This is a genomic window from Streptomyces sp. MRC013 (genome assembly GCF_023614235.1).
Lineage (GTDB): Bacteria > Actinomycetota > Actinomycetes > Streptomycetales > Streptomycetaceae > Streptomyces.
Genome location: NZ_CP094264.1, coordinates 2,442,177 through 2,467,166, shown reverse-complemented (window position 1 = coordinate 2,467,166; position 24,990 = coordinate 2,442,177). Strand labels below are relative to the sequence as shown.

Sequence of the window (24,990 nt, the reverse complement as noted above, 5' to 3'; positions counted from 1 at the left end):
CCGCCGCTCCGTGCTCCGGCCCTCCTTCCGGTGCCGTGCCGGGGCGTTCCTTCCGCGCCGCGCCGGGGGCGTTCTGTCCGGTTCGGCGTCCTTGACGGGGTTCGCGTCGAAGCGGTGGAGTGGCCGCGGTCTTCCCTTACACGAAGGAGCGATGTCATGTCGCGACGATTAGGCTCCCTGCTGGCCGCTTTCGCCATGGCGGTGGGTCTGACGGCCCTCCTGCCGCCCGCCCCCGCCTCCGCCGTCGACTGCGCGACACCCTGGAACTCGTCGGCCGTCTACTGGGGCGGCGGCGTCGCCTCGTACGGCGGCCACAACTGGCAGGCGAAGTGGTGGACCCAGAACGAGCGCCCCGGCACGGCGGAGGTCTGGGCCGACCAGGGAGTCTGCGGGAACGGGACGCCCGCACCGGACCCGTCGCCGTCCGGGTTCGTGGTGTCCGAGGCGCAGTTCAACCAGATGTTCCCGAACAGGAACCCGTTCTACACCTACAGCGGGCTGAAGGCGGCGCTCGGCGCGTACCCGGCCTTCGCGACGACGGGCGGCGCCACGGTCAGCAGGCAGGAGGCGGCGGCCTTCCTGGCCAACGTCAGCCACGAGACGGGCGGCCTCGTCCACGTCGTGGAGCAGAACACCGCCAACTACCCCCACTACTGCGACCGGAGCCAGCCCTACGGCTGCCCCGCCGGCCAGGCCGCCTACTACGGGCGCGGCCCGATCCAGCTCAGCTGGAACTTCAACTACAAGGCGGCCGGTGACGCGCTCGGCATCGACCTGCTGAACAACCCGTACCGCGTCGAACGCGAGGCGGCCATCGCCTGGAAGACGGGCCTGTGGTACTGGAACACCCAGAACGGCCCCGGCACGATGACCCCGCACAACGCGATGGTGACCGGCGCGGGCTTCGGCCAGACGATCCGCTCCATCAACGGCGCGCTCGAGTGCGACGGGAGGAACCCGGCGCAGGTGCAGAGCCGGGTGACGAAGTACCAGCAGTTCGCGCAGATCCTGGGCGTGGCCCCGGGCGCCAACCTGTACTGCTGAGCCGGACCGCGGTCCCGGCCGCGGGCGGTCCCACGACCGGGGCCGCCCGCCTCCGCGCCGTCCCGTGCCGTTCGCGGTTCCGCCCGGGGCCGCCGAGGGCGGCGGGTCCCCGGCGCATCCTGCCGGCCCGGCACGGCGGGTGCCCCGCACCCCGCGCCCCCGCTCCGCCGGCCCCGGCCGCGCGACCGGGCGGACCCGTCGGCGCGGGGCCGGGGCCCCGGCCGGGGCCGGTACCGTCAGGCCGCCGTGTGGCGCAGGACGGCCCTCGCCAGCGGCTCCAGCACCGGTCGCGGCAGCGCGTGCCCCATGCCCGGGATCTCCACCAGCTCCGCGCCGCGGATCACCTGCGCCAGGTGCTGCGCGTGCGGCGGCGGGAAGACGGGTTCGGCCGGGGCGGACACGACCAGCGTCGGCACGTCGGTCGCGGCGAGCGCCTCGGTGCGGAGCATCCCCGAGTGGTCGGCCCGTCCGTGCGCGGTACCGACCCGGGCGTGCCCGGTGTGCGCGAGCACGCGCCGCTCCATGTCCCGCGCGGCCTCCGCGTCGAACGGGATCGCGTCGCCGTTCAGCAGCCGCCAGTGCTCGACCCGCCGGTCCAGGTCGCCTTCCGGACCGCCCTCCGGGCCGGGGCCCTCGGGCAGGCGGGCCCACATCTCCAGGATGCGCGGGTCGACGGGCGGCAGCTCCTCGACGGGCGTGGCGGTCCCGTCCGGCGCGGTGTACGGGGTGGTGCTGAGCGCGCAGGTGCCGATGAGGGTGGCGGTGCGGACCCGCTCCGGGTGGTCGGCGAGGAGGAGCTGGGCCAGCATGCCGCCCAGGGACATGCCCACGACGTGGGCCCGTCCCACCCCCAGCCCGTCCAGCACCGCCAGCGCGTCGTCCGCGAGGTCGGTGATCGCGTACGGCTCCGTCTCGTACGACCAGGTGGAGCGGCCGGTGTCGCGGTGGTCGTACCGGATGACCCGGTGGTGCGCGGCCAGCGCGTCCACCAGCTCGTCGGGCCAGCCGAGTCCGGACGCCTGCGCGCCCATGACCAGCAGGAGCGCGGACGCCTCGGGGTCCCCCCGCTCCTCGACCCACAGCCGGACGCCGGGCGCGGCGTCGACGAAGTGCTCACGGTGCACGGGTGCTCCCCTCGGAGGTGATCGGATCACCATCTAGACGAGACGTACCGTCTCGTCTCATGGGTGCACCGTAGCGCACCCCCGGACCGCCCGCAGGGTTTATCCCGCGCCCCCGCTCTCCCGCGCCCCCGCACCCCCGCTCATCCGGCCCCCTCCGGTCTTCCGCTCATCCGGCTCATCCGCCCCCGCCGAGGCCCCTCGCGTCCGGCCGTCCAGCCCCGCGCGTCCGCCCCGCACCCGGAGGCTTCGGCGCCCGTACGGTCAACCCCCGGGCGCCGCCGGATACCAGGAAGCCGGCAGGCCCGGTCAGGCTCCGGGGCGGACCGTGCCCGGTCGGCCCGGACTCGGCGGTCCTCTTGGCCTCGCGGTGTTCCGAAGGGGGAGAGGTCCTCGCGGAGACGGAGGCGACCACGCGCCTTCAAGCCCTCATGCCGGACCGGTGCCCTGCTCGCGCAGGGCCGCCTCCAACCGGGCGATGTCCTCGGCGTCCTTCGTACGGCGGACCAGCCCCGGGACCCAGACGGGCATCATCCGCTTGATCTCGATCTGGGCACGGGGACTGATGACCCGGCACCGCAGCGCCCCGACGCGGCCGACGGAAGCGTCGAGCATGCCCTCCGGCCACACTTCCCCGGCCCAGGGACCACCGGCGACCACGACGCGCCCCAGCCCGTCCTCGGCCAGAAGCGCGAAGCTGCTCTCCACGCCCTGCTTGCGGAAATCGAGCTGCTGGTCGGCAGGTGGCCCGGACAGGGGCTCATAGCCGGAACGCAGCAGAGCTGCGGTCAGAGGAGAGGCGTCCTTCGCCCAGGCGAACCAGTCGATGTCCGTATGGTCACGCGTGACCTCGCCGATGAAGAAATCCATGGCCCAACCCCCGCGGAGCCACACCTCCACCCCGAGGGCCTTCGCGATCTCCACCGTCTCACCGATCAGCCGGAGCTGCCGAGCGCTGCGTTCCCTGTCCACAGCCGCGCAGGCTACGCGGTGTTCCCGGCCGCAGCGGCCCTTTTCCCGGGTGTGGGAGCGGGCGGGCGCGGTCCGATGCGACGCCAACGCCGTGACCGCACGGGCTCACCGTGCCGCCGTCGACGCGAAGTGCTGGTGAAGCGGGAGGCGCCGGGGTGTCTTAGCGGTAGCCGGCCAGACCGTCCGCGAGTTCTTCCTCGTCGCCGTCGCGGATGGCGTAGAAGGCTTGCTGCAGGGCGAATGTGCCGCGGATCGCGGTGATGCGGGTGAGGAGGCCGCGGTCCGACCAACCGCCCAGGGCGAGCACCCGCTCCAGGAACTCGGGTCCGTAGCCGGCGCAGATGGCTGCGAGGTCTTCGGCCGGGTCACCGAGTGCGACGTCGTCCCAGTCGAGCACGCCGGAGACGTGCGGCAGGCCGTGCGTCCACTCCCACAGGACGTTCTCGGCACCGAGGTCGCCGTGCACCACGGCTCGGGTGATGCGGGGGAGGCCGTCGAGTGCTGCGAGTTCCCGTTCGGCCCGCAGGCGCCCGCTGTCGGACATGAGCGGGAACAGCTCCGCGCGCACGCTCCCCGCGAACCGCCGCCACCGGTCCTCCGGTGCCCGGGGGAGAACCGCTCGTACCGTCTCGTCGGTGCCGGCACGGACCAGATCGGACAGCAGCGTGACGTACTGCGCCGCCACGGTGTCGACCACCCGGGCACCGTTGAGGGCGTCGGCCTCCAGCGGTTCCCCGGGAATGCGGCCGAGCACCAGGAACGGCACCTCCTCGGCGCCGCCCCGGAGCAGGGGCTCGGGTGTGCGGAAGCCGAGGCCGAGGCCGGCGAGCGCGTGAAGTGCGGCCGCCCGCTGAGGCAGCCGGGCGGCCGCTGCCCGGGTGCGGGGCAGGCACACGACACGGTCCGAGCCGATGACCACGGTGTGGAACTGCCCCTGGCGTACTGCCAGGTCGTCCGTCCTGTCACCGGGCAGCAGGCGGCTCAGCAAAGCTCGATGCGTCGTACGGATGCTCACGGGCGTGACCTGTGGGTCCTTCGATGAGTCGGAGGTGAGGTGCGCGAAGTGCCGTCCCGCCCGTCCGTCCCCGCCGGGGCCCGCAGGAAAGGGCCCCTCAGAGGTACACGACGCGGACGACCGTGACCGTCGAGACGCCGCGGCTCACGTAGTACCGGATCACCACACCCGATACGGTCGCCTCCCGCCGGTCCTCGTCCGGGCCTATCGGCACCGAGCCGGACCCGTACGGGTCCGGGGCCAGCCGGCCGTGCATTCCGGCGTCGAACCGGGTGCGCAGGGACGTGTCCATGGAGTCGAGGGCGAGGTCTGCCGGGGGCGCGTACTGGAGGCGGTAGCAGTTCACTCCCGTACGCCCTCGCCGCGTGCCAGGCGGTCGAACAGCTCGGCGTCCTCCCGGTCGGCGTCCGTCGTGGAGAGCGCCCACCGGGCGAGCGCGATGGGCAGCTCCGCCACGGGGACGTGCGGGATCTCCGCGTCGAACGCCCGCGCCCGGTCCTCGTCCAGGGCCGCCCGGATCGCCGCTATGGTGCCGGGCAGCTCGACCAGCCGCCCGGCGATGACGGTTCTCACGGCGTGGCGGTGGCGTCCGCGAGGAACGCCGCCCACGCCGAGGGCGCGACGGCGAACGAACCGCCGTCGGGGACCTTGGAGTCCCTGACGTGAACGGCGTGGGGGCAGGCGGCGACCTCGACGCAGTTGCCGCCCGCGTCGCTGCTGTATGACGACTTGTGCCAGTCGAAGGCCACTTCGACGCACTCACCGCCGCTGGAGCTGCTGTAGCTCGACTTGAACCACTGAAGGGTGCTGGTCACTGCTGTTCTCCTGCCAACCGCTCGATGAGGCCCAGCGATTCACGTGCGGTAAGGGCCTGCCCACGGATCCTCGCATACCGCTGCATACACGTGCTCACCTTTGCCGGATCACTGACCAGGAGGCTCTCGTCCTGGATCTCCAGGTAAACCAGGTGTTCGTGCTCCTGTGTCTCCAGGACGTTGAGCTCGCCACGTGCTCCTGCGTACTCCCCGTGCAGCGCGCAGTCGAGGGGGAGCACCTGAATCGTTACGTTGCGCCTGCGGGCGCACTCCAGAAGGAACTCCAGCTGCCGGTGCATGACGCCCCGGTCACCGATGGGCCGAAGCAGTACCGCCTCGTCCAGCACCAGCTCGACAAGCGTGGGCGGCTCCCGGTCGAAGACCTCCCTCCGCGCGATCCTCGCGTCGACCAGCTCCTCCACCCGCTCCTCCGTGAGGATGGGGAACCCACCGGCGATGAGTGCCCGTGCGTACTCCTCCGTCTGGAACAGGCCGTGGACGACCGGGGTCGCGAACAGGTACAGATTGACCGCCGCGCGCTCCAGCAGCGCGTACTCCTTGAACTGCACCGGGTACTTCTCGATCCGCAGGTACAACCGGGCCTCCTCGAAGAAGCCCATCCCGTCGCCGATGGCCGCCTCCGGCTTGACCAGCATCTGGTCGCTGGCCGGCTGGGCGCACGTCTCGACGCCGCTGATCGCCCCTCCGGAGAAGCCGCACATCTCACCGAGCTGCTCCTGGGTCAGCCCCTTCTGCTTCCGCAGGGTGCGCGTCATGTGCGCGACGAGTTGTGCCGTCGGGGTCGCCTTTTCCTTGTTCTCTCGCCCAGCCATATTCGCTCCACGCATGGACTCGACCGGTCTCGACCGATCTCAACTGATCGCCGCCGAATTCGACTGCACGGCAAGGTGTTTTCCCAGGTCGGAACCGTTTCCGCGGTTCCTCCGCAGTCATGGGGAAACGCTAGCTCCGGCGCGCACACTGAGGTTTTCTCAGCGGAATGATCTCCGCGAAGCGGGCTGATCGATGCATGTCCGGGTGGATCGGGCCAGGCGGCCCCGGCTCTGGACAGACGTAAAGCCCCTGGTAGGAACAGGTCTGCCAAGATCATGTCCGCTGAACCAGAGGCTTTACGTTGGTCACCTATGTTGCCACGCTCGACGTCCCGCGCCCTGTCGTGGAGTATCTGTCCCGCTTGCTGGCCGCGCACCGGCGGCGCATCGGCACGCCGAAGGGCTCGCGGGCGCTGGGCCCGTTCCGCCAGGCCGTGCTGGTGCTGCGCTGGTTTCGCGAGCGGGGGTGTGTGCACTGTCTGGCCCGTGACGCCGCAATCTCCCAGGCCACCGGCTACCGCTACCTGCACGAAGGCATCGACGTCCTCGCCGAGAAGGCCCCGGACCTGCACGAGGTCCTCTCCCGCTGCCGACGCGCCGGCATGACACACGTGATCCTCGACGGGACGCTCATCCCCTGCGACCGCGTGGCCGGCGTCCGTGAGAACGGCAACGACCTGTGGTTCAGCCAGAAGCACAAGGCATTCGGTGGGAACGTCCAGTTCCTGTCCGCTCCGGACGGCACCCCGCTGTGGGTCTCCGACGTCGAACCCGGCTCGACCCCTGACATCACCGCCGCCCGCACCCACGCCCTGCCCGCCTTGTACAAAGCAGCGGCCAGCGGCCTGCCGACCCTGGCGGACAAGGGTTACACCGGCGCGGGTATCGGCATCCGCGTCCCCGTCCGTCGCCCGAAGGGCAAGTCGGAACAGGCACTCCACGCCGACACCCGCATGTTCAACGCCCTGGTACGGCACGTGAGGGCGCTGGGTGAGCGCACCGCCGCCGAACTCAAGCAGCGATGGCGCACCCTGCAGCACGTCACGCTCAGCCCCAACCGGATCGGCGACATCGCCCGAGCCGCCCTCGTCCTCAACGAAATCTGGAAGTGAACACCGCTGAGAAAACCTCACTGGCTTGGTGATTTCGAGGAATTGCCGCGAACAGCTCGATTGGGTCCCGCTCTCGGGACATCAACTCCACAAAGCGGGGGTGCGTTTCGACGCCGTACGGCTCGACGGGCTCGGCGGGCGGCTCGTGGCCGACTGCCTGGAGGCCGTGACGGACGGCGATCCGGGGCCCATCGTCCGCCGGGTCAACGGGCGGCAGGACATGTACTTCCTGCTGCCGCCGGGCAGCACGCACCGGCGGCCCTGGCCGGGGGTGGCCGTGCGGTTCAACGGGGAGGCGGGCCGGATCAGTTACGTACCGGTGCCCGCGCTGGAGGGGTCCACCTGGCCGCTGACGTGGCGGTGCCCGCCGACGGAGCCGGGGCGGTTCGTGCACCCGCTGCTGCTGCAGAGCGCGGTCGTGGCGCTGCTGCTGAACCGCCCCGGTTCGCCGGGCGGAGGGTGAGCCCCCTGTCGCGCCTCCGCGCGGGGCGGGCCGGTCGGGCGGTGGTGCCGGGGCGGAAGTCCACGTGCGCCCCGTCGAGGGCGACCACGGTCCGGTAGCGGACGGTGGCGCCCCCGACGGCCGCGGCCGGCGTGGTGCCGGTCGCGGTGCTGTCGCTTTCCACGGACACGTCCTCACCGGTCACTCGTGGGCGGAGGCGTGACCGCGGGCGCGGCTCGCGGGGGCGCCGGTCCGCGCGGCCCCGGTGCGGCGCCCACCACCCGCGGTCGTCCGCCGGCGCTGGTCCGCCTCCGGCCGCCGCCCTGTGGGCGTGATCACAAAGCCGGGTGGTCGTCCTGAAACCCCCGGTGAATGGCGCGAGTCGCTCCTTTCGTTCGCCGGCTCCGCCGGCGTGCCGGTCCCATCGAGGCACCGGCACGCAGGACGGGACCGGTGGGCTGGGCAGGGACCGCCGGTCCCCCGGGCGCCGAATCCGGTCCCCCGGGCGTCGGCTTCACGCCCGGGTCGCGACGATCACTGTCGCGTGACGGTCCTCGCAGGTCGCGATCCGGGCGGCGAGTGCGCCGGAGGCCTCGGCGATCCGGACGGCCGCCGGGGCCTGGGCGTCACTGGTCTCGAACAGCAGGCTCCCGCCCGGCGCCAGCCAGCGCGCGGCCTCCGCCGCCACCCGCCGCAGCACGTCCAGCCCGTCGGCGCCGCCGTCGAGGGCGGCGCGGGACTCGTGGAGGCGGGCCTCCTGGGGGAGGAGGGCGATCTGGTCGGTCGGTACGTACGGGACGTTGGCCAGCAGCAGGTCGACCCGGCCGCGCAGGGAGGGCGGCAGGGCGCCGTACAGGTCGCCGTGGTGGACCCGGCCGCCGAGGGGCGCGAGGTTGCGGCGGGCGCAGCGCACGGCCGCCGGGTCGATGTCGGCGGCGTGCAGGCAGGCGGCGCCGTCCAGGGCGGCGACGAGGGCGGCGCCCAGCGCGCCCGTACCGCAGCACAGGTCGACGACGACCGGGCGGCCGGCGCGCGGAACGAGCGCGGCGGCCCGCTCGACGAGGAACTCGGTGCGGCGGCGCGGGACGAACACGCCCTGGTCGACGGCGATCCGCAGACCGCCGAAGTCGGCCCAGCCGACGACGTGTTCCAGGGGTGCCCGGCGGCGCGGCGCGCCACCATGGCGGTCAGCTCGGCGGGGGTCCGGGCGGCGGCGAGCAGCAACTCCGCCTCCTCCTCGGCGAACACGCACCCGGCGGTGCGGAGGGCGTCGACCACACCGGCCGGCCCGGGATGCGGGGTCGTGCCACCGTGCGCCGGGGCGGTACCGGGAGCGGAAGCGGCACCGTGCGCCGGGGCGGTACCGGGAGTGCGTCCGTGGGGGAGGCGGGATGCGGGGGTCGTGGACACGTGGAAACCTCTCGGGGCCGCGTACGCGGTGTGCTCCCGGCGGTCTTGTTACGGCCGCGGCGTGATCGCCGTACCGCCCTCGGAGGGGAGCACCCGTCCTTGCCTGGCGTCGATGCGTCCCACCCCTCGGTCCTCGTGCGCCCTCGTGGCGTCCCGGGCACCCTACCCGACGGCGGGGACCCGCCGGCCGGACCGGCCGGTCCGGGCGGAGCGCGCCCGGGCCGCCCCCGCCCGCACCCACTCAGGCGCCGGCCGGATCCCCGGAGTCCAGGAGCTCGTACGCGGCCGGGTCGGAGTGGTGGAACAGCCGGTACCAGGCGTCGAGGCGCTCGCCCTCGAACACGCCCAGCCGGCCCAGGACCTCGCGCGCGAACGCGACCGGCTCCGTCGACCCGGCGGTGATCAGGTCCCCGGAGGTCACCGCGTCCGCCTCCACGTAGTGCCGGCCGCCCCCGTAGCCGGTCTCCGCCAGGTAGGCCGCGGCGGACGAGGTGTGGGGGCGGCCGTCCAGCAGCCCCGCGCGGGCCAGCCCGGCGGTCGCACCGCAGATCGCCGCGACCGGCACGCCCGCGTCGAGGAACGCGCGGGCCTTCGCCGCGAACGGGGCCAGCTCGTCGCCCTCGTCCCACCGGTCGGCACCGGTCAGGACCAGCATCGCGCTGTCCTCGGGGCGCAGGTCGGCCAGGGCCAGATCGGGCGTGATCCGCAGGCCGCCGATCGTGGTGACCGGGCCGGCCGTCGGGCCGACCGTGCGGATCGCGTAGCCGCCGCGGGCCGACCAGGCCGTCGCGTGGCCGGTCTCCCAGTCGGCGAACGTGTCGTAGACGGCGAGGTGGACGGTCCCGCGGGGAGCGGTGGCGGTGGTCACGGAGGCCTCCCGGATGCCGCGCCGGTGCCCGCGTCCCCACCGCGCGGGCGGTGGTGTGCCGTCCGTGGGGAACGGGCGGCCCGGCACCGTGCCGGGCCTGGCGCTCACCGCACACGAAACCCGATTCCCTCCCGGTGCGGCGAGCGCTTTTCACCCCGCCGCCCCGTCGGAGCCGCCCGGCCCCCGCCCCTACCGCCCCCACCGGGACTCCCGGCCCGGCCCCGCCCTCCCCCGGCCCACCCGGCCGCCCGGCCCCACCCGTGTCCCGACCCGCTCCCTCCCCCGGCGCGGCCCGGCTGCGGCGGCCCCGTTCCACCCGGTTCCCACGGCGGTCCCCGTCGGCTGGCTTAAGGTGTCCGAAACCGGACGGAGGGGACCTGCCCATGCCCGTGAGCGGACCTGTGACCCGCAGCACCCTGCGCCAGCAGATCGCGGACGCGCTGCGTGACGAGGTGCTCGCGGGACGTCTCCAGCCGGGCCGGGAGTTCACGGTCAAGCAGATCGCGGACCAGTACGGCGTGTCCGCGACGCCCGTGCGGGAGGCGCTGGTCGACCTGTCGGCGCAGGGGCTGCTCGACTCCGACCAGCACAGGGGCTTCCGCGTCCACCGGTTCACGGTCGACGACTACCGGGCGATGGTCGAGGCCCGCTCCCTGGTCGTCGACGGCGTCCTGCGCCGCCACATGGAGGGCGGTGCGGGGTGGGGGCGCGTGCCGGACGAGGTGCTCGTCTCCGTACGGCGGCGGGCCGAGGCGGCCGCGCGGGCCGCGCGCGCCGGGGACCTCGACGTCCTGATCGGCTACGACGTGCGGTTCTGGCGGGAGCTGAGCGGGTTCGTCGCCAACCGCTGCATCGCCGACTTCCTCCACCGGCTGCACATTCAGGCGTGGGTGTTCGCCGTCCCGTACCTGAGGGGCGACCGGCGGTCGCGGGACCGTCTGTGGTGCGGGTACGAGGAGCTGGCGGAAGCCGTCGCGGCGGGCCCGGCCCGGCGGGTCGCCGCCGTCCTCGACGCGTACTACGCCCACTCGCTGAGCTGGGCCGACCACCTGGAACAGCTCCCGGTGCCCCGCGGGGCGCCCGAACACCCCGCGTAGCGCCGGTGCTTCGGCGGCCGTGCCGCCGGGTATCACTGTGACCCTACGCCCGCGGCACAGGACCGGCCTGTGCCGCCGCCCCGGCAGACGCCCCGATCCGAGAGCGAGCCCACCTTGGCCTGTGACCTGTGGCTGGTCCCCCTGGTCGACGTGCTGTGCCACAGCCCCGACAACCCCTTCGCCGAGGAGATCGCCGCGTACGACCGTGCGCTGGCCGGGGCGGGCCTGCCGACCGTGCCCGTCTTCGCCTACATGCCCGGCCTGTCGGGCGACGTGGCGCCGGTCGCCGGGTTCGACTACGACGCCCTGCACTTCCTGCGCCGCGCCTACCTGCTCCAGGTCTGCGGCCTCGCCGTGACGCCCGTCGACGAACTGGGCGGCGACTACGGGCAGTTGCTGGAGATGTTCGAGCAGACCGCCCAGCGGTCCCACCTGGTCTGGCACTACGACCACGCCGGCGCCTACGTGCCGGTGGACTTCCCCGCGCCGCTCTCCACCGAGGAGCTGCTCGCCGGGGGCGGCCCGCTCGGCTCCGCGCAGGGGCTGCTGCGGGAGCTGGAGTACGTGGCCCCGTCCATCGGCATCGACCCGGCCAACCCGCCGGCCGCGCCCCGACCGCCCGACCGCCCGACGTCGCTGGAGGAGCCGGCGGCGCCCGTCCCGCACGACGACGACCCCTTCGCGCGGGAGCGGCACGTCTGGCTGGGCCTGCACGCGGCGGTCACCCGCAGCCTGGGCCAGGGGTCGATGATCGTCTTCAGCTGAGGGAGCGGCTCAGCGGGGTTCCGGAGGGCGCTGGCGGGGCATGTTCGGGCGGGCCGCCGGGGGGAGCGGGAAGCGGCCCCCCGTCTGGCCGGACCCCGCCTCGGAACGCGTGGGCGCGCTGTTCAGGGCCTGGGTGACCAGGGACGCCGGGCCCGCCCGGAACTCCACCATCCAGCTCGCCGTCTCCGCCCGCACCACCTCCGTCACGTCCTCGGAGAACCGCCGCAGCACTCCCAGGCAGCGCTCCGCCGCCTCGGCGGCCGTGCCCTCCGCGGGGCCCAGCACCTCCCGGACGCTCTCCGACGCCCAGTCGAACTGCAGGGCCTGCAGACGGCGCTGCACCGCCTGCGCCGTCGCCACGTCCCGCATCCAGCCCGACGTCACCCCGAAGTACCGGTCGCACGCCAGGCACGCCGCGGAGAGCAGCAGCGACAGGTAGCCCCAGCCGGCCGCGCCGTCCAGGGCGCCCGTCAGGTCCAGCAGCGGCAGCGCGGCGCCCAGGACACCGCCCAACGCCGTACCCGCCCGCAGGGCGCGGGCGCCTCGGCGCTTCCACAGCCGGTCGGCGAGGTACCAGTCGGTGGTGCGCAGGGCGTTCGCCTCGACCCACCGGTACAGCTCGTGCAGCCGCTCGGCCGGCTCCCCCAGTCGCCGAGCGGGAACGGCCGTCCCGTCAGGTCCTCCCCCGGGCGGGCCCCCCGGGCTGCATCTCCGGCTGGCTCACCGGGGCACTCCTCTGCGCTCTGCGTGACTCTGCGTGACGTGCGATGACGTGGGTGGTGTGGGGAAGGGATCGGCGGACGTGGGCTGTGGTGGGGGGTGCGGATCGTGCGGAGCCCTTCCTACCGCCGAATGGAGGGCACCGGTGGCCGAATCACGGGTTTTCCGCACGGAAGAGGGCCGTGATCAGGTAGGGGGCGCGCCAGTGACTCACCCGAAAGAGTGAGCCAATGCGCGTGGGGCGCGTCGCGCGGTGACCACGTAGGCTCGGCCGTGACCGAAGAATCGTCGACGCGCAGGAGTGACCGTGATCCCCGGTGGTGGCCAGCCCAACATGCAGCAGCTGCTCCAGCAGGCCCAGAAGATGCAGCAGGACCTCGCGCGGGCGCAGGAGGAGCTGGCCCGCACGGAGGTCGACGGCCAGGCGGGCGGCGGCCTGGTGAAGGCCACGGTCACCGGGGCGGGCGAGCTGCGGGGGCTGGTCATCGACCCGAAGGCGGTGGACCCGGAGGACACGGAGACGCTCGCGGACCTGGTCGTCGCGGCCGTGCAGGCGGCGAACGAGAACGCGCAGCAGCTCCAGCAGCAGAAGCTCGGCCCGCTGGCCCAGGGGCTGGGCGGCATGCCGGGCCTGCCCTTCTGACGCGGCGGGCGCGGGCCGCCCACCCCGCCGGCGCGGCGGGTTCACGCCGAGTCTTCTGCGGCGCACCCGCAGCGATTACCGTAACGAGCAAGACTGCACTCCCGGAGAGGCGTTCCGTTGTACGAAGGCGTGGTCCAGGACCTCATCGACGAGCTGGGCAGGCTGCCCGGCGTCGGTCCCAAGAGCGCGCAGCGGATCGCCTTCCACGTCCTCCAGGCCGAGCCGACGGACGTGCGCCGGCTGGCGCACGCGCTGCTGGAGGTCAAGGAGAAGGTCCGGTTCTGCGCCGTCTGCGGGAACGTCGCCCAGGAGGAGCGGTGCGGCATCTGCCGCGACCCGCGCCGGGACGACGCGGTCGTCTGCGTGGTCGAGGAGCCCAAGGACGTCGTCGCCATCGAGCGGACGCGCGAGTTCCGGGGGCGGTACCACGTGCTCGGCGGCGCGATCAGCCCGATCGAGGGCGTGGGCCCCGACGACCTGCGGATCAGGGAGCTGCTGGCCCGGCTGGCTGACGGCACGGTCACCGAGCTGATCCTGGCGACCGACCCCAACCTGGAGGGGGAGGCCACCGCGACGTACCTGGCGCGGATGGTCAAGCCCATGGGCCTGAAGGTCACGCGCCTCGCCAGCGGACTGCCCGTTGGCGGAGACCTTGAATACGCCGACGAGGTCACACTCGGTCGCGCGTTCGAAGGGAGACGACTCCTCGATGTCTGACGCCACGCTCCACGCCCACTCGCTGGATCCCGACAGCTTCGCGGTCCAGATCGCCGACTCCATCGAGTCCTTCATCGTGGCCACCACGGAGGTGGCCAAGGGGGACGAACCCGACAGCGCGATCCCGTTCCTGCTGCTGGAGGTCTCGCAGCTGCTGCTCGCCGGGGGCCGGCTGGGGGCGCACGAGGACATCCTCCCCGAGGAGCGCTACGAGCCGGACACGGGGCCCGACATGGACGTCGACGACCTGAGGGAGCGCTTCGCCGTGCTCCTGGACCCGGTCGACGTCTTCTCCGAGGTCTTCGACCCGTACGAGCCGCGCAGGGCGCCGGTGCCGTGCCGGATCTCCGACAACCTGGCCGACATCGTCACCGACCTGCGGCACGGACTGGCCCACTACCGGGCGGGGCGGACCACCGAGGCGCTGTGGTGGTGGCAGTTCTCGTACTTCTCCAACTGGGGGCCCACGGCCTCCGCGACGCTGCGGGCGCTGCAGTCCCTGGTCTCCCACGTCCGGCTGGACCAGCCGCTGGAGGCACTGGACGGGCTGGACACCGACGAGGACGTGGCGGACGAGGCGCTGGCGGAGGAGGCGGGCCGCGTGATGTTCCAGGAGATCGCCGCCCCGCTGGGCCTCCACTCCCGCAAGTGACCGCCCGGCTCCGGCCGGCCCGTCCGCCGGCCGGAGCCGGAAGCGGCCTCGGCCCGCCGGGTCCCGGCCCGTCCGCCGCCGGCCCGCCCGGCCCCGCGGCGTGAGCCGGGACACATCCGGCGTGGGAGTGCCGGGGGTGGGCAGGGTCCCCGCGCGGCCGGGCGGCGCCCCCGGGGCGGTCACGCGGGCGGGACATCTCAGGATGTGGCATCCCGGAGGCGTTCTCCGGCCGCTCGTTAGACTGAGCCGACCGCAAACGGACTGAGCGAGGAGCGCACGTGGGCCTTGTCGTGCAGAAGTACGGAGGCTCCTCCGTCGCCGATGCCGAGGGCATCAAGCGCGTCGCCAAGCGAATCGTCGAAGCGAAGAAGAACGGCCACCAGGTGGTCGTCGTCGTTTCCGCGATGGGCGACACGACGGACGAGTTGATCGATCTCGCCGAGCAGGTGTCGCCCATGCCCGCCGGGCGTGAGTTCGACATGCTGCTGACCGCCGGGGAGCGCATCTCCATGGCCCTGCTGGCCATGGCGATCAAGAACCTGGGCCACGAGGCCCAGTCGTTCACGGGCAGCCAGGCCGGCGTCATCACCGACTCGGTCCACAACAAGGCGCGCATCATCGACGTCACGCCGGGCCGCATCCGCACCGCGCTGGACGAGGGCAACATCGCCATCGTCGCCGGCTTCCAGGGCGTGTCCCAGGACAAGAAGGACATCACCACCCTCGGCCGGGGCGGTTCCGACACCACCGCCGTGGCCCTCGCCGCGGCGCTGGACGCCGAGGTGTGCGAGATCTACACCGACGTCGACGGCGTCTTCACCGCCGACCCGCGGGTTGTGAAGAAGGCCCGGAAGATCGACTGGATCTCCTTCGAGGACATGCTGGAGCTCGCCAGCTCCGGTTCCAAGGTGCTGCTGCACCGCTGCGTCGAGTACGCGCGCCGATACGACATCCCGATCCACGTCCGCTCCTCCTTCTCGGGGCTCCAGGGCACGTGGGTCAGCAACGAACCGCGAGGGGACCGCAAGGTGGAGCAGGCCATCATCTCCGGTGTCGCCCACGACACCTCCGAGGCGAAGATCACCGTCGTCGGCGTGCCCGACAAGCCGGGCGAGGCCGCCGCGATCTTCCGCGCCATCGCGGACGCCGAGATCAACATCGACATGGTCGTGCAGAACGTCTCCGCCGCGGCCACCGGTCTGACGGACATCTCGTTCACGCTGCCCAAGACCGAGGGCCGCAAGGCCATCGACGCCCTGGAGAGGCAGAAGGCCTCCATCGGCTTCGAGTCCCTCCGCTACGACGACCAGATCGGCAAGATCTCCCTCGTCGGCGCGGGCATGAAGGCCAACCCGGGCGTCACCGCGGCCTTCTTCGAGGCGCTGTCCGACGCCGGTGTGAACATCGAGGTGATCTCCACCTCCGAGATCCGCATCTCGGTCGTCACCCGGGCCGACGAGGTCAACGAGGCGGTCCGCGCCGTCCACACCGCCTTCGGCCTGGACAGCGACTCCGCCGAGGCGGTCGTGTACGGCGGCACGGGCCGCTGACCACCGGGACACCCGGGCCCCGCGGCGGACCCGGCCCCGTGCGGGGCCGGTCCTGTGCCGGGTCGGTTCCGTGAGGTCCCGACCCCGCGGCGGGGCGGCTGCGCGAGGCCTCGGCCTCGTGAGGGGCGGCTTCGCGGCGTCCGCTCCTGCGACGAGCCGGTCCCGGGGCGTCCGGTCCTGCGACGGGCCGGTCCTGGGGCGTCCCGGTCCCGTGACGGGGCGGAAGCCGGTGCGCGCCGGTGCCGGGGCTCTCCGACCCCGCCGCGGCCGCCGGCCCCCGCGGGCCGGGACGAGCACGCCACGCGGCATGGGCGGCGGGGCTCTCACGCCGGGCCCCGTACGGCTCCCCGGTCCCGTACGGCTCCTGATGCCGTACGGCCCTCGGTGCCGCACGCCCGGGTGCCGCAGGCCTCCGGTCCTCGGGGTTCCCCGGCCCGCAGAACCCGGCCTCGTACGGCTCCGGCCGCGGGGTCCCGCCGGTGCCGTCGGCGTCACGGGGCCGTCGGCACGGACCGGTCCGCCGCGCCCCGCGGTGAAGGCGCTTCCCGGGGTCCCGCCCGCGGCGGGCGGCCTCCGCGGAGGTGACGCGCCCGGAACCGTCCGGGGCGCGCGGACCACCCGGGCGGGGCACCGCCCCGTCCCTCGGGGCGGTGCCCGGTGAAGGCGGTTCCGCACCTTTGTAGGATCTGTGAGCGCCCTGTGCGAAATCCTTCGGCCGATGCCGATCGGACCGGGGCGATGGCATGTTCGACGATGCTCCCGCCCTCTCGCCGCAACCGGTGGCCGGCGGAGAGCGTCTCCGCGGTCGCCCCACGTGCTGCCGCGTGAACGGGGCGATGGGGAGATCGGATACGCATGAGGGCGAACGACGCACCGTCGATCACGGCGGCGTGCGCGTACAACCCTGACGAGGGGCGGCGCGTCCAACAGGCGTGGCAAAGGTACTCGACGTCCCACAGGCGGCCCCCGCGCGCGGCGGCGCGGCGGTCGTCCCGCTCCTGCGGCCGCCCCGGCAGTCCCCGCGCGACCGGTGGCGCGGCGGCATGCCGGTGATCGCGCCCGTGCCCGCCACACGCCGTGCCCGCGTCCCGCTCGCCCGTGGGAGCGCCGACGAGACGACGTCGGGCACCACCGTCGACCACCTCACCGAGACGTACCGCGCCCACTACCGGTCGCTGCTCGGTCTCGCCGCGCTGCTCCTCGACGACACGGCCTCCTGCGAGGACGTCGTCCAGGAGGCGTTCATCCGCGTCCACTCCGCCCGCAAGCGGGTCCGCGACCCGGAGAAGACCCTGGCGTACCTCCGCCAGACCGTCGTGAACCTCTCCCGGTCCGCGCTGCGCCGCCGCATACTCGGGCTGAAGCTGCTCTCCAAGCCGATGCCGGACATGGCGAGCGCGGAGGAGGGCGCGTACGACCAGCTGGAGCGCGACGCGCTGATCACGGCGATGCGCGGCCTGCAGCGCCGCCAGCGGGAGGTACTGGTTCTGCGGTACTTCGCGGACATGACGGAGGCGCAGGTCGCCGAGACCCTGGGGATATCGCTCGGGTCGGTGAAGGCGTACGGCTCCCGCGGCATCGCCGCGTTGCGCGTCGTCATGGGAGCGAAGACATGAGCGACCGGACGGAAGACCACGAGCACAACGGGTCGGACGGGCCGTCGGACTACCGGACTGGAAACCACGCAGTGAACACCCCTGAAAATCCCGACACCCCGATCTCCGGGGACACCTCCCCCCGCCTCGGGAGCCGCCGGAGGCACCCCGGCGCGGACCACCCCCGCCCAGCCCGCCGCCGACGACCGGGAGGGCACGGCCCCGCGGACTGTCCCGCGGGACGCCCCCGAAGCGGCGGGGAAGACGGCGGGGAACACGTCCGGAGGACCCGCCGCCCCCGGCCCCGATGCTTCCGGCCCCTGGGGGACGGACTCGGGAGCGACGGGTTCGACGGAGACGAGCTGGCGCTGCAGCGGATGCTGCGCGGGGCCGTGGAGGGGCTGGAGCCCTCCGCGGGCGCGCTCGACCACCTGCGGCGGGCCGTCCCCGCGCGGCGGGCGCGGAAGCGGCAGGCGCTGGTCGGCGCGGCCGCGGCGGTGATCCTGCTCGGCACCGGTGTGCCCGCGCTCGTGCACGTCGCCGCCTCCGACGGCGCCTCCGACGCCGACCCCGTCAACGCCGGCCACGGCGCGCAGGTGGAGGGCGGCACCGGCGGCCCCGCCGCCTCGGCCTCCGGCGCTCCCTCCGACCGGCCGGGCGGTTCCGCCGAGGACGGCGCCGGCCCCGAGCGCAGCCCCTCGTCCGCCGGTGCCGGCGCCCCCGGCGGCCCGGACGGCGCCCCCGGTGGCACGGCCCCCTCCTCGGCCGCGCTCCCCGCCTGCGAGGCGGGCCAACTCGCGGTGAGCGCAGCCGACGTGGGCGTTCCCGGTGGGGACGGCACGGTCCACGGCGCGTTCCGCGTCACCAACGTCTCCGCCCGCGACTGCTCCGTCCACACCGCGGGCACGGTCGATTTCGCCACGAGCGGCGCGGCCGACCCGGGGCGCGTCAGCGTCGTCGGGCACACGTCCGGGGACGGGGCGCCCGGCCTGCCCGACCCGTCCACGGCGGTGGGCAGCCTGGTGCTGAAGCCCTCCGGGGCGTACGAGGTCAGGTTCGCCTGGGTGCCGAGCGGGACCTGCCCGGCGGAGGGGGGCAGCGGTGGTGGAGACGGCGACGGCGGTACCGGCGGAGGCGGCGGCCAGTCGCCCGAGCCCACGCCGTCCGCCTCCCCGGAGGAACCCCAGCCGACTGCGGACGGCGCGGGCACCCGCATGGACGAGGGCGGCGCGGAGACCGGAACGGCGGCGGCGGTCGAACCGCAGCTGATGCGCCGGGAGGGCGCCGCGGACGGCAGCGTCAGCGTGACGTACACCCCCGGGGCGGGCGGCTCCCAGGCGGTGGCCACCGTCCCCGATGCCTGCGCCGGCACCATCTACCGCACCGGCATCCTCCCGGCGGGGTGACCCTCCCGCCGAGCCGTCGGCCGCACCGGCTCGCGTGAGGGTGCGGTACGGCGGCGGGCTCGTACGTGGGCGCGGCGACGGACCCGCACGAAGGCGCGGCGGGGACGGGACGCGGGCGACCGCCCGCCCCGCGGGCCGGTGGGCCGGGCGGGTACGGGCCGGGTGGCGCGGTCAGCCGGCGGCCGGGGACTCCGGGTCGAGGCCCAGGGCGCGGTCCCGTTCCGCTTCCGCCTCCCGGCGGAAGAGGCGGAACCACATGAACACGGCGAAGCCCGCGAAGGCGAACCACTCGCCCGTGTAGCCGAGGTTCTGGAAGGCCTTCAGGTCCAGGCCGGTGCCCGCCGCCGCGGCCGCCGGGACCGGGGTCAGTCCGGCGGGGGAGTCCCCGAGCGTCACCCATGCGTCGTACACGTCGTCCGGCACCATGTTGACCAGTGACGCCGCGCTGATGATGCCCAGCTGGCCCTCCGGCAGACCGCCCGCCGCACGGACGCCGCCGCTCCCGGCGTGCTCGGACGCCTGGAGCGCACCGGTCACGGTCACCTCGCCGGGCGGCGGCGCCGGGGCGGCGGCCCCTTCCGGCAGCCAGCCCCGCACCACCGGCAGGACCTTGCCCTCCGGTGTGTGCAGCAGCGTCAGCACGTACGAACCGGTCCTGCCGTCCAGCTCCCGGCCGGGCACGAGGAACTGCCTCCCGTACCGGCCGCCAGCAGTCGCCTGGCGGCCCGACGTCTCCTTGTCGACCGGCAGCAGCTCGGCCAGCGGTGCCGCCGCCTCCGCGGTCCGGGAAGCGGCCCGCTGCCCCGCCTCCCGGTGCGAGTCGACGCGATCCTCGAACCTGCCCAGCTGCCAGACCCCCATGAACAGGCAGAACGGGATCGCCAGCAGCACGAAGACGTTGATCCCCCACCAGCGGGGTGTCGTCAGGAACCGGTACACCCCTCCACGGTACGGAACGCCGTCACCCCCCTCCCGGCCGGGTCCCGCCCGCGGCGGGCAGGTGCCGTGCGGCGAATTCCAGCTCCTGTCGCAGCTGCGCGATCCGTTCCTCCACCACCAGTGAGCCGTGGCCCGCCGGGTACCGGTACACCTCGTGCGCCGCGCCGCGCGCCGCGAGCCGCTCCACGTAGTTCTCGATCTGCCGGATCGGGCAGCGCGGGTCGTTGACGCCCGCAGCGATGTACACCGGTGCCCGCACCCGGTCCACGTACGTGATCGGGGACGAGGCGCGGTACCGCTCGGGCACCTCCTCCGGGGAGCCGCCGAACAGGGTCCGGTCCAGTGGCCGCAGCGCCTCCATCTGGTCCCGGTACGCCGCCGCGTAGTCCGCGATCGGCACGTCGGCGATGCCCACCGCCCACGCGTCCGGCTGCGTTCCCAGTCCCAGCAGCGTCAGGTAGCCGCCCCACGAGCCGCCCGTCAGCACCAGCCGCTCCGGGTCGGCGAGGCCCGACGACACCGCCCACTCGCGAACGGCCGCCACGTCCTCCAACTCGATCAGACCCACCCGGTGCCGCAGCGCGTCCGTCCACTCACGCCCGTACCCGGTGGAGCCGCGGTAGTTCACCCGTACCACCGCGTACCCGTGGTCCACCCACGCGGCGGGCACCGCCGAGAACGCGTCGCTGTAGTGCCAGGCCGGGCCGCCGTGCAGGTCGAACACGGTCGGCAGCGGGCCCGCCGCCCCCGCCGGCCGCTGCACCAGCGCGTGGACCCGGCCGCCGGGGCCCTCCACCCACACGTCCTCCACCGGCACCGAGGGCGGCGCCTGCGGGCCGGGCGGGGCGAGGACGACCGCGCCGGTCGTCGACCGCACCGCGGGCGGCACCGCCGCCGAGGACCACAGGTACTCCACCGTGCCGTCCGGGCGGGTCGTCGTCTCCGAGACGGAACCGGCCGGCGTGTCCACCCGCGACAGCCGCCGCGACGCGATGTCGTACCGCCACAGCTCCGTGCGCGCCGCGTGGTCGTGGACGATCAGGAGCCCCGACCCGTCCGGGTACCACTCCGCGCTCACGTCCCCCGGCAGGTCCAGGTCCAGCTCCGTCTCCCGGCCCGACGCGACGTCCCAGACCATCGGCTCCCACCGGCCGCGCCGCTGGTGCCCCACGAGCAGACGCCGGTCGCCGTCGACCGGGGCGAAGCCCATCACCGCCAGACCCAGGGCCTTCGTGCCGCCCTTGGTGTCGTCCAGCTCCGCCACCAGCGAGCCGTCCGGCCGCACCACGCGCAGCGAGGCGTGCATCGCGTCGCCGTGCTCGGTGTGCTCGATCACCAGGAGCGTCCCGTCGTACGACAGGTCTCCGACCCCGGCCGATCCGCGGTGCCGGTAGACCTCCACCGGCTCCCCGCCGGGCCGGACGACGTGGACGGTGCTGCCCTCCTCCTCCGTGGACCGGCCGACGACCGCCGTGCCGTCCCGGCCGAGGGCGAGGCCCGCGGGGTACGACGGGGCGAGTCCGGGCACCGCCGGCTCGTCCGCGCCGCCCGCGAACGGCTGCCGCATCCACACGCCGAACTCGTCGCCGTCCGTGTCCGCGAACCACCAGATCCACTCGCCGTCGGGCGACAGCGCCCCGTCCGTCGTGCCGTTCGGCCGGTCCGTGACCTGCCGCTGCCGGCCCGTCCCCCGGTCCCAGGCGTACAGCTCGTGGGTCCCCGTCGCGTTCGACACGAACAGTGCCCGGTCCGGCGCGTCCGGCGCCCACTCGGGCAGGGACACCCGCGACGCGCGGAACCGCTTCTCCCAGTCGGGCAACGCCGACCACTCCGCCCCGGCGGCCCGGCCGGCCGGGCCGGTCCGCGGGGGCCCGGACACGGGCCCGGTCGCGCGGGTGGTCGTGGACGCGGACACGCTGCTCGGCTCAGTCATGCCGTCCATCATGCTCCGCCCCTCCGACATCCCGCCGATCCTGTGGAAAACTCCGCCCCGGCCGCCCGGCCCCACCCGTGCCCACGACGACCACGACCGCGACCACGGCCACGACGGCCTTCGGCCGCCGCCCGACCTGCCGCCTTCGGCCGCCGCCCCGCCCTCGTCCCGGCCCGCTGGCCCCCTGCCGCCCCGCACGGCGCCCCCGTGCCCCGTGCTCCGGGTCCCGCCGCCCGGCGATGGACGGCGGGCGGCAGACGACGGATGGCGGGCGACGGGCGGCGAACAGCGGGCGCGGGCCGGGGCCGTCGGCGGGCTCGGGCTCCTGCGTCGATGTCGCGCCCGCGCCGCCGTGCCGCCGGGTGGGCACGGCGAACCGGCAGCGGGTTCCCCCGGCTCCACCCGCTGGGGAACACCGGCTTCTCCCGTCCGGCCGGACGGGGACGACACCGGCTCGCGGGCAGGGGGATCACCGTCGTCCGGACGGTTCCCGGCCCGTCGGCGGGCCGGCCGCGGTCCCCGCCACCCGTGCGCCGTTCCGCCGCAGTGGTCCGGTCCCGGCCGAAACGCGCGGGCCGACGTACCGAATGGGCGGGCGAAACGGTCCGGATTTCAAGCGGATCGTATTTCCCGCGATATATCTGACGGACCGTGGGACAGTGCCCGGGAACCGCCGGCGCGGGCCGGCCGTCATCCGCGAACGCCCGGGCACCGAGGGGAATCGACATGGCATCGAGCAATTCCGGAAACCGTCTCAAGCGCTTACTCGCCTTCACGGCCGCAGCCACCGCGATGGCCGCCGCGGCCGGTACCGCCGCGGCGGCCGAGGGGAGGGGCACGGCCGGCGCCGAGAAGACGCGCGCCACCGAGGAGGCGCGGTACCGCACCGCCTCCCCCGGGCAGGCGGACCGGCGCCGCGCCGCCGCACCCGGCGCGGTGGCGACTCCCACGTTCTCCATGACCGCCGTGGACAAGAAGACGTCGAACCTCTACCTGTACTTCCCGAACGGCCGGGGCGGCTTCGAGGCGCGTTACGACGTCGGGGTCGACTACTCCTTCGCCGCCGCGGTCGTCCACGTGGACAACGACGAGGACGGCTACGGCGACGGCACCTGGAACCTCCACAAGGACGGGAAGCTGTCGTACGTCTGGTCCGACGGGTCCGGCGCGCACGTCAAGGACGTGGGCAGGGGCTGGACGATCTACACCGACGTCCTGTCCCCGGGAGACCTCGGCGGCACGCGGGACGCCGACCTCATGGCCGTCGACGAGGCCGGTGTGCTGTGGACCTACGTCGGGCACGCGAGCGGCCTGGTCGACACGCGCGTGCGCGTCGGCAAGGGCTGGGACGCCTACACCGAGATCGCCGGCCAGGGGGACCTGTCGGGTGACGGCGGGGACGACATCGTCGCCCGCGACAGGACGGGCGTCCTGTGGCTCTACAAGGGCACCGGGAACAACAAGGCGCCCTTCGAGGCCCGTACCAGGATCGGCGCCGGGTGGAACACGTACGACCGCCTCCTGTCCGTCGGGGACCTCGACGCCGACGGCAGGTCCGACCTCGTCGCCCGCTCGGCCGCCGGTGACCTGTTCCGGTACTCCGGCACCGGCCGGGCGGCGGCTCCGTTCACCAAGCCGGTGAAGATCGGCACGGGTTACGGCATCTACAACCTGCTGTAGGCACCGGGGCACCTGCCCGGCCCCCCCCGGGCGGGGGCCGACGACCGCGTCCGGCGCCGGAGACGCCCGCGGACGGGGCCGGCGCACCGGTGCCCGCCCGGGGCCGACCCGCGCCACGACGCACCCGCCGGTGCCGGCGCCGCGGGCCCGGCGGCGCCGTCACCGGCGGGCGCTCCCGTCACCGGCGGGCCGGTGCCGATCCGCGTGCCGCCACGATGCCGCCCCACCGCTCGGCGAAGGAGCCCCACAACGCGCGCAGCCGCTCCTCCTCCCGGGCCACCCGGGCGACGACCGAGGGCGGGTCGACGCCCAGTGACCTCAGCGGGCCGTCGTCGTCGGTGCCCCAGGTCGCGATGTCCCCGGCCAGCACCTCGGGGTGGAACTGGACGCCCCACACCGCCGTCCCGATGCGGTACGCCTGGTGGGCGCAGCGTTCGCTGGTGAGGAGGGGGACGGCGCCCTCGGGCAGGACGGATGACTCCTCCCAGTGCCACTGCACGGCGCACAGGGGCGTGTCGCCGTTCGCGAGGGGGGCGAACAGCTCGTCGCGCGAGGCGTGCGGCAGGGCGGTCAGGTCGCACAGGCCGACCTCCGGCCGCGCGGAGCGGCCGACGGTGCCTCCGCAGGCCACGGTGAGCAGCTCCATGCCGAGGCAGATGCCCAGGGTCGGCAGGTCCCTCGCGACGGCCTGGCGCAGCAGGCCGCCCACCGCGGGCAGCCAGGGAGCCCGGTCCTCGTCGTGGGGGCCCATGGAGCCGCCGAGGACGAGCAGTCCGTCGAAGGCGTCCAGTGCCGCGGGGAGCGCGTCGCCCGCCCAGGGGCGGCACAGGGCGAGGCGGAGCCCCCGCGCGGTGAGGCGCTCGCCGACCCGGGCCGGGCCCGTACCGTCCTCGTGCTCCACGACGAGCACGCGGGGCCCGCTCACAACCGCCCCGCCTCGACGATGCGGCGCAGGAAGGCGCGGGTGCGCTCCTGCTGCGGGTCGCCGAAGATCTGCTCGGGCGGTCCCTCCTCCAGCAGCACGCCCTGGTGCAGGAAGCACACCTTGTGCGACACCTCCCGGGCGAAGCCCATCTCGTGGGTGGCCAGCAGCATGGTCATGCCGCTGTGGGCGAGTTCGCGGACGATGGCGAGGACCTCGGCGACGAGTTCGGGGTCGAGGGCGGAGGTGATCTCGTCCAGGAGCAGGGCCCGCGGCCGGGTGGCCAGCGCCCGGACGATGGCCACGCGCTGCTGCTGGCCGCCGGAGAGCTGGTCGGGCATGCGGTCGGCCTTGTCGGCGAGGCCGACGCGGTCCAGGAGCACGCGGGCGCGTTCCTCCGCCTCGGCGCGGGGTACTCCCGCCACCCTCATCGGGGCGAGAGCGACGTTGCGCACGACGCTCATGTGCGGGAAGAGGTTGAAGTGCTGGAACACCATGCCGACGTCGCGGCGCAACCGGTCCAGGTCGGTGCCGCGGCCCGACGCGGTCTCGCCGCCGACCCGTATCTCGCCCGCACTGATGTCCTCCAGGCCGTTGATGCACCGCAGCAGCGTCGACTTGCCGCTGCCGGAGGCGCCGATCAGGGTCACGACCTGGTGTTGTTCGACGTCCAGGTCGATGCCGCGCAGGACCGGTGTGCCGCCGTAGCTCTTGTGGACGGCGTCGATCTCCATGAAGG

Annotated in this window: 24 protein-coding genes and 2 pseudogenes; 12 read left to right on the top strand and 14 right to left on the bottom strand. The window is 74.3% G+C overall.

The window, feature by feature from the left end; genetic code table 11:
* Window positions 1–156 precede the first annotated feature (156 nt).
* On the top strand, window positions 157–1,044 hold the full coding sequence (locus LUW75_RS11295; protein ID WP_250335502.1) for a glycoside hydrolase family 19 protein: 888 nt from the start codon (window positions 157–159) through the stop codon (window positions 1,042–1,044).
* 236 nt (window positions 1,045–1,280) lie between these two features.
* Here the strand turns inward: LUW75_RS11295 and LUW75_RS11290 are convergent, their stop codons facing one another.
* The 7 genes from LUW75_RS11290 to LUW75_RS11260 all read right to left on the bottom strand — a co-directional run bounded on the left by LUW75_RS11290 (window position 1,281) and on the right by LUW75_RS11260 (window position 5,800).
* A complete protein-coding gene (locus tag LUW75_RS11290) occupies window positions 1,281–2,201 on the bottom strand; it encodes an alpha/beta fold hydrolase (RefSeq protein WP_250335501.1) in 921 nt (306 codons plus the stop codon).
* Window positions 2,202–2,594: 393 nt separating this feature from the next.
* Complete coding sequence (locus LUW75_RS11285) at window positions 2,595–3,137, bottom strand: nucleotidyltransferase domain-containing protein (RefSeq protein WP_250335500.1); 543 nt, start codon at window positions 3,135–3,137, stop codon at window positions 2,595–2,597.
* 160 nt (window positions 3,138–3,297) lie between these two features.
* Window positions 3,298–4,152 (bottom strand): viomycin phosphotransferase, encoded by an 855-nt coding sequence (gene vph, locus LUW75_RS11280; protein WP_250335499.1) that lies wholly within the window; start codon window positions 4,150–4,152, stop codon window positions 3,298–3,300.
* Window positions 4,153–4,249: 97 nt separating this feature from the next.
* On the bottom strand, window positions 4,250–4,498 hold the full coding sequence (locus LUW75_RS11275) for a hypothetical protein (protein ID WP_462933718.1): 249 nt from the start codon (window positions 4,496–4,498) through the stop codon (window positions 4,250–4,252).
* Complete coding sequence (locus LUW75_RS11270) at window positions 4,495–4,725, bottom strand: hypothetical protein (RefSeq protein ID WP_250335498.1); 231 nt, start codon at window positions 4,723–4,725, stop codon at window positions 4,495–4,497. Before LUW75_RS11270 ends, LUW75_RS11275 begins: the two co-directional genes overlap by 4 nt.
* A complete protein-coding gene (locus LUW75_RS11265) occupies window positions 4,722–4,967 on the bottom strand; it encodes a DUF397 domain-containing protein (protein WP_250335497.1) in 246 nt (81 codons plus the stop codon). The genes LUW75_RS11270 and LUW75_RS11265 overlap by 4 nt, the downstream gene beginning before the upstream one ends.
* The gene (locus LUW75_RS11260) at window positions 4,964–5,800 is read right to left on the bottom strand and encodes a helix-turn-helix domain-containing protein (RefSeq protein WP_250335496.1); all 837 of its coding nucleotides are present in this window, start codon (window positions 5,798–5,800) and stop codon (window positions 4,964–4,966) included. Before LUW75_RS11260 ends, LUW75_RS11265 begins: the two co-directional genes overlap by 4 nt.
* 302 nt (window positions 5,801–6,102) lie before the next feature.
* Here LUW75_RS11260 and LUW75_RS11255 point away from each other — a divergent pair, with 302 nt between their 5' ends.
* Both LUW75_RS11255 and LUW75_RS11250 read left to right on the top strand, forming a co-directional pair.
* Window positions 6,103–6,912: a transposase family protein gene (locus tag LUW75_RS11255; protein ID WP_250333783.1), complete on the top strand. Its 810-nt coding sequence runs from the start codon at window positions 6,103–6,105 to the stop codon at window positions 6,910–6,912.
* A 100-nt stretch (window positions 6,913–7,012) separates the two neighbouring features.
* Entirely contained in the window at window positions 7,013–7,375 is a 363-nt protein-coding gene (locus LUW75_RS11250) for a hypothetical protein (protein ID WP_250335495.1), read from the top strand.
* Between the two features lie 493 nt (window positions 7,376–7,868).
* Here LUW75_RS11250 and LUW75_RS11245 read toward each other — a convergent pair.
* Both LUW75_RS11245 and LUW75_RS11240 read right to left on the bottom strand, forming a co-directional pair.
* Window positions 7,869–8,536: pseudogene (locus tag LUW75_RS11245) on the bottom strand (putative protein N(5)-glutamine methyltransferase).
* A 469-nt stretch (window positions 8,537–9,005) separates the two neighbouring features.
* On the bottom strand, window positions 9,006–9,632 hold the full coding sequence (locus LUW75_RS11240) for a DJ-1/PfpI family protein (protein ID WP_250335494.1): 627 nt from the start codon (window positions 9,630–9,632) through the stop codon (window positions 9,006–9,008).
* A 383-nt stretch (window positions 9,633–10,015) separates the two neighbouring features.
* On the opposite strand from LUW75_RS11240, the gene LUW75_RS11235 reads away from it, so the two are divergent.
* On the top strand, window positions 10,016–10,729 hold the full coding sequence (locus LUW75_RS11235) for a GntR family transcriptional regulator (protein ID WP_250335493.1): 714 nt from the start codon (window positions 10,016–10,018) through the stop codon (window positions 10,727–10,729).
* Between the two features lie 114 nt (window positions 10,730–10,843).
* On the top strand, window positions 10,844–11,494 hold the full coding sequence (locus LUW75_RS11230; RefSeq protein ID WP_250335492.1) for a hypothetical protein: 651 nt from the start codon (window positions 10,844–10,846) through the stop codon (window positions 11,492–11,494).
* A 9-nt stretch (window positions 11,495–11,503) separates the two neighbouring features.
* Here the strand turns inward: LUW75_RS11230 and LUW75_RS11225 are convergent.
* Window positions 11,504–12,203 (bottom strand): annotated as a pseudogene (locus LUW75_RS11225) (SLATT domain-containing protein).
* A 318-nt stretch (window positions 12,204–12,521) separates the two neighbouring features.
* Here LUW75_RS11225 and LUW75_RS11220 point away from each other — a divergent pair.
* The 6 genes from LUW75_RS11220 (at window position 12,522) to LUW75_RS11195 (ending at window position 18,777) form a co-directional block, all read left to right on the top strand.
* Window positions 12,522–12,857, top strand: a complete 336-nt coding sequence (locus tag LUW75_RS11220) for a YbaB/EbfC family nucleoid-associated protein (protein ID WP_250335491.1) — start codon at window positions 12,522–12,524, stop codon at window positions 12,855–12,857.
* A 117-nt stretch (window positions 12,858–12,974) separates the two neighbouring features.
* Window positions 12,975–13,574 carry a recombination mediator RecR gene (gene recR, locus LUW75_RS11215; RefSeq protein WP_010470411.1) on the top strand — a complete coding sequence of 200 codons (600 nt, stop codon included), beginning with the start codon at window positions 12,975–12,977 and terminating at the stop codon, window positions 13,572–13,574.
* On the top strand, window positions 13,567–14,226 hold the full coding sequence (locus LUW75_RS11210) for a DUF5063 domain-containing protein (RefSeq protein ID WP_250335490.1): 660 nt from the start codon (window positions 13,567–13,569) through the stop codon (window positions 14,224–14,226). Before recR ends, LUW75_RS11210 begins: the two co-directional genes overlap by 8 nt.
* 278 nt (window positions 14,227–14,504) lie before the next feature.
* Complete coding sequence (locus LUW75_RS11205) at window positions 14,505–15,776, top strand: aspartate kinase (protein ID WP_250335489.1); 1,272 nt, start codon at window positions 14,505–14,507, stop codon at window positions 15,774–15,776.
* Between the two features lie 932 nt (window positions 15,777–16,708).
* A complete protein-coding gene (locus LUW75_RS11200; protein ID WP_250335488.1) occupies window positions 16,709–17,392 on the top strand; it encodes a SigE family RNA polymerase sigma factor in 684 nt (227 codons plus the stop codon).
* Between the two features lie 356 nt (window positions 17,393–17,748).
* Entirely contained in the window at window positions 17,749–18,777 is a 1,029-nt protein-coding gene (locus tag LUW75_RS11195) for a hypothetical protein (RefSeq protein WP_250335487.1), read from the top strand.
* Window positions 18,778–18,948: 171 nt separating this feature from the next.
* On the opposite strand, the gene LUW75_RS11190 is transcribed toward LUW75_RS11195, so the two are convergent.
* Both LUW75_RS11190 and LUW75_RS11185 read right to left on the bottom strand, forming a co-directional pair.
* A complete protein-coding gene (locus LUW75_RS11190) occupies window positions 18,949–19,716 on the bottom strand; it encodes an SURF1 family protein (RefSeq protein ID WP_250335486.1) in 768 nt (255 codons plus the stop codon).
* Window positions 19,717–19,738: 22 nt separating this feature from the next.
* On the bottom strand, window positions 19,739–21,649 hold the full coding sequence (locus tag LUW75_RS11185; protein ID WP_250335485.1) for a S9 family peptidase: 1,911 nt from the start codon (window positions 21,647–21,649) through the stop codon (window positions 19,739–19,741).
* 726 nt (window positions 21,650–22,375) lie between these two features.
* Here LUW75_RS11185 and LUW75_RS11180 point away from each other — a divergent pair.
* Complete coding sequence (locus tag LUW75_RS11180) at window positions 22,376–23,329, top strand: FG-GAP-like repeat-containing protein (RefSeq protein WP_250335484.1); 954 nt, start codon at window positions 22,376–22,378, stop codon at window positions 23,327–23,329.
* A 178-nt stretch (window positions 23,330–23,507) separates the two neighbouring features.
* Here the strand turns inward: LUW75_RS11180 and LUW75_RS11175 are convergent, their stop codons facing one another.
* Both LUW75_RS11175 and LUW75_RS11170 read right to left on the bottom strand, forming a co-directional pair.
* Window positions 23,508–24,254, bottom strand: coding sequence for a type 1 glutamine amidotransferase (locus LUW75_RS11175; protein WP_250335483.1), 747 nt, complete (start codon window positions 24,252–24,254; stop codon window positions 23,508–23,510).
* Entirely contained in the window at window positions 24,251–24,985 is a 735-nt protein-coding gene (locus tag LUW75_RS11170; protein WP_250337624.1) for an amino acid ABC transporter ATP-binding protein, read from the bottom strand. The genes LUW75_RS11175 and LUW75_RS11170 overlap by 4 nt, the downstream gene beginning before the upstream one ends.
* Between the last annotated feature and the right edge of the window lie 5 nt (window positions 24,986–24,990).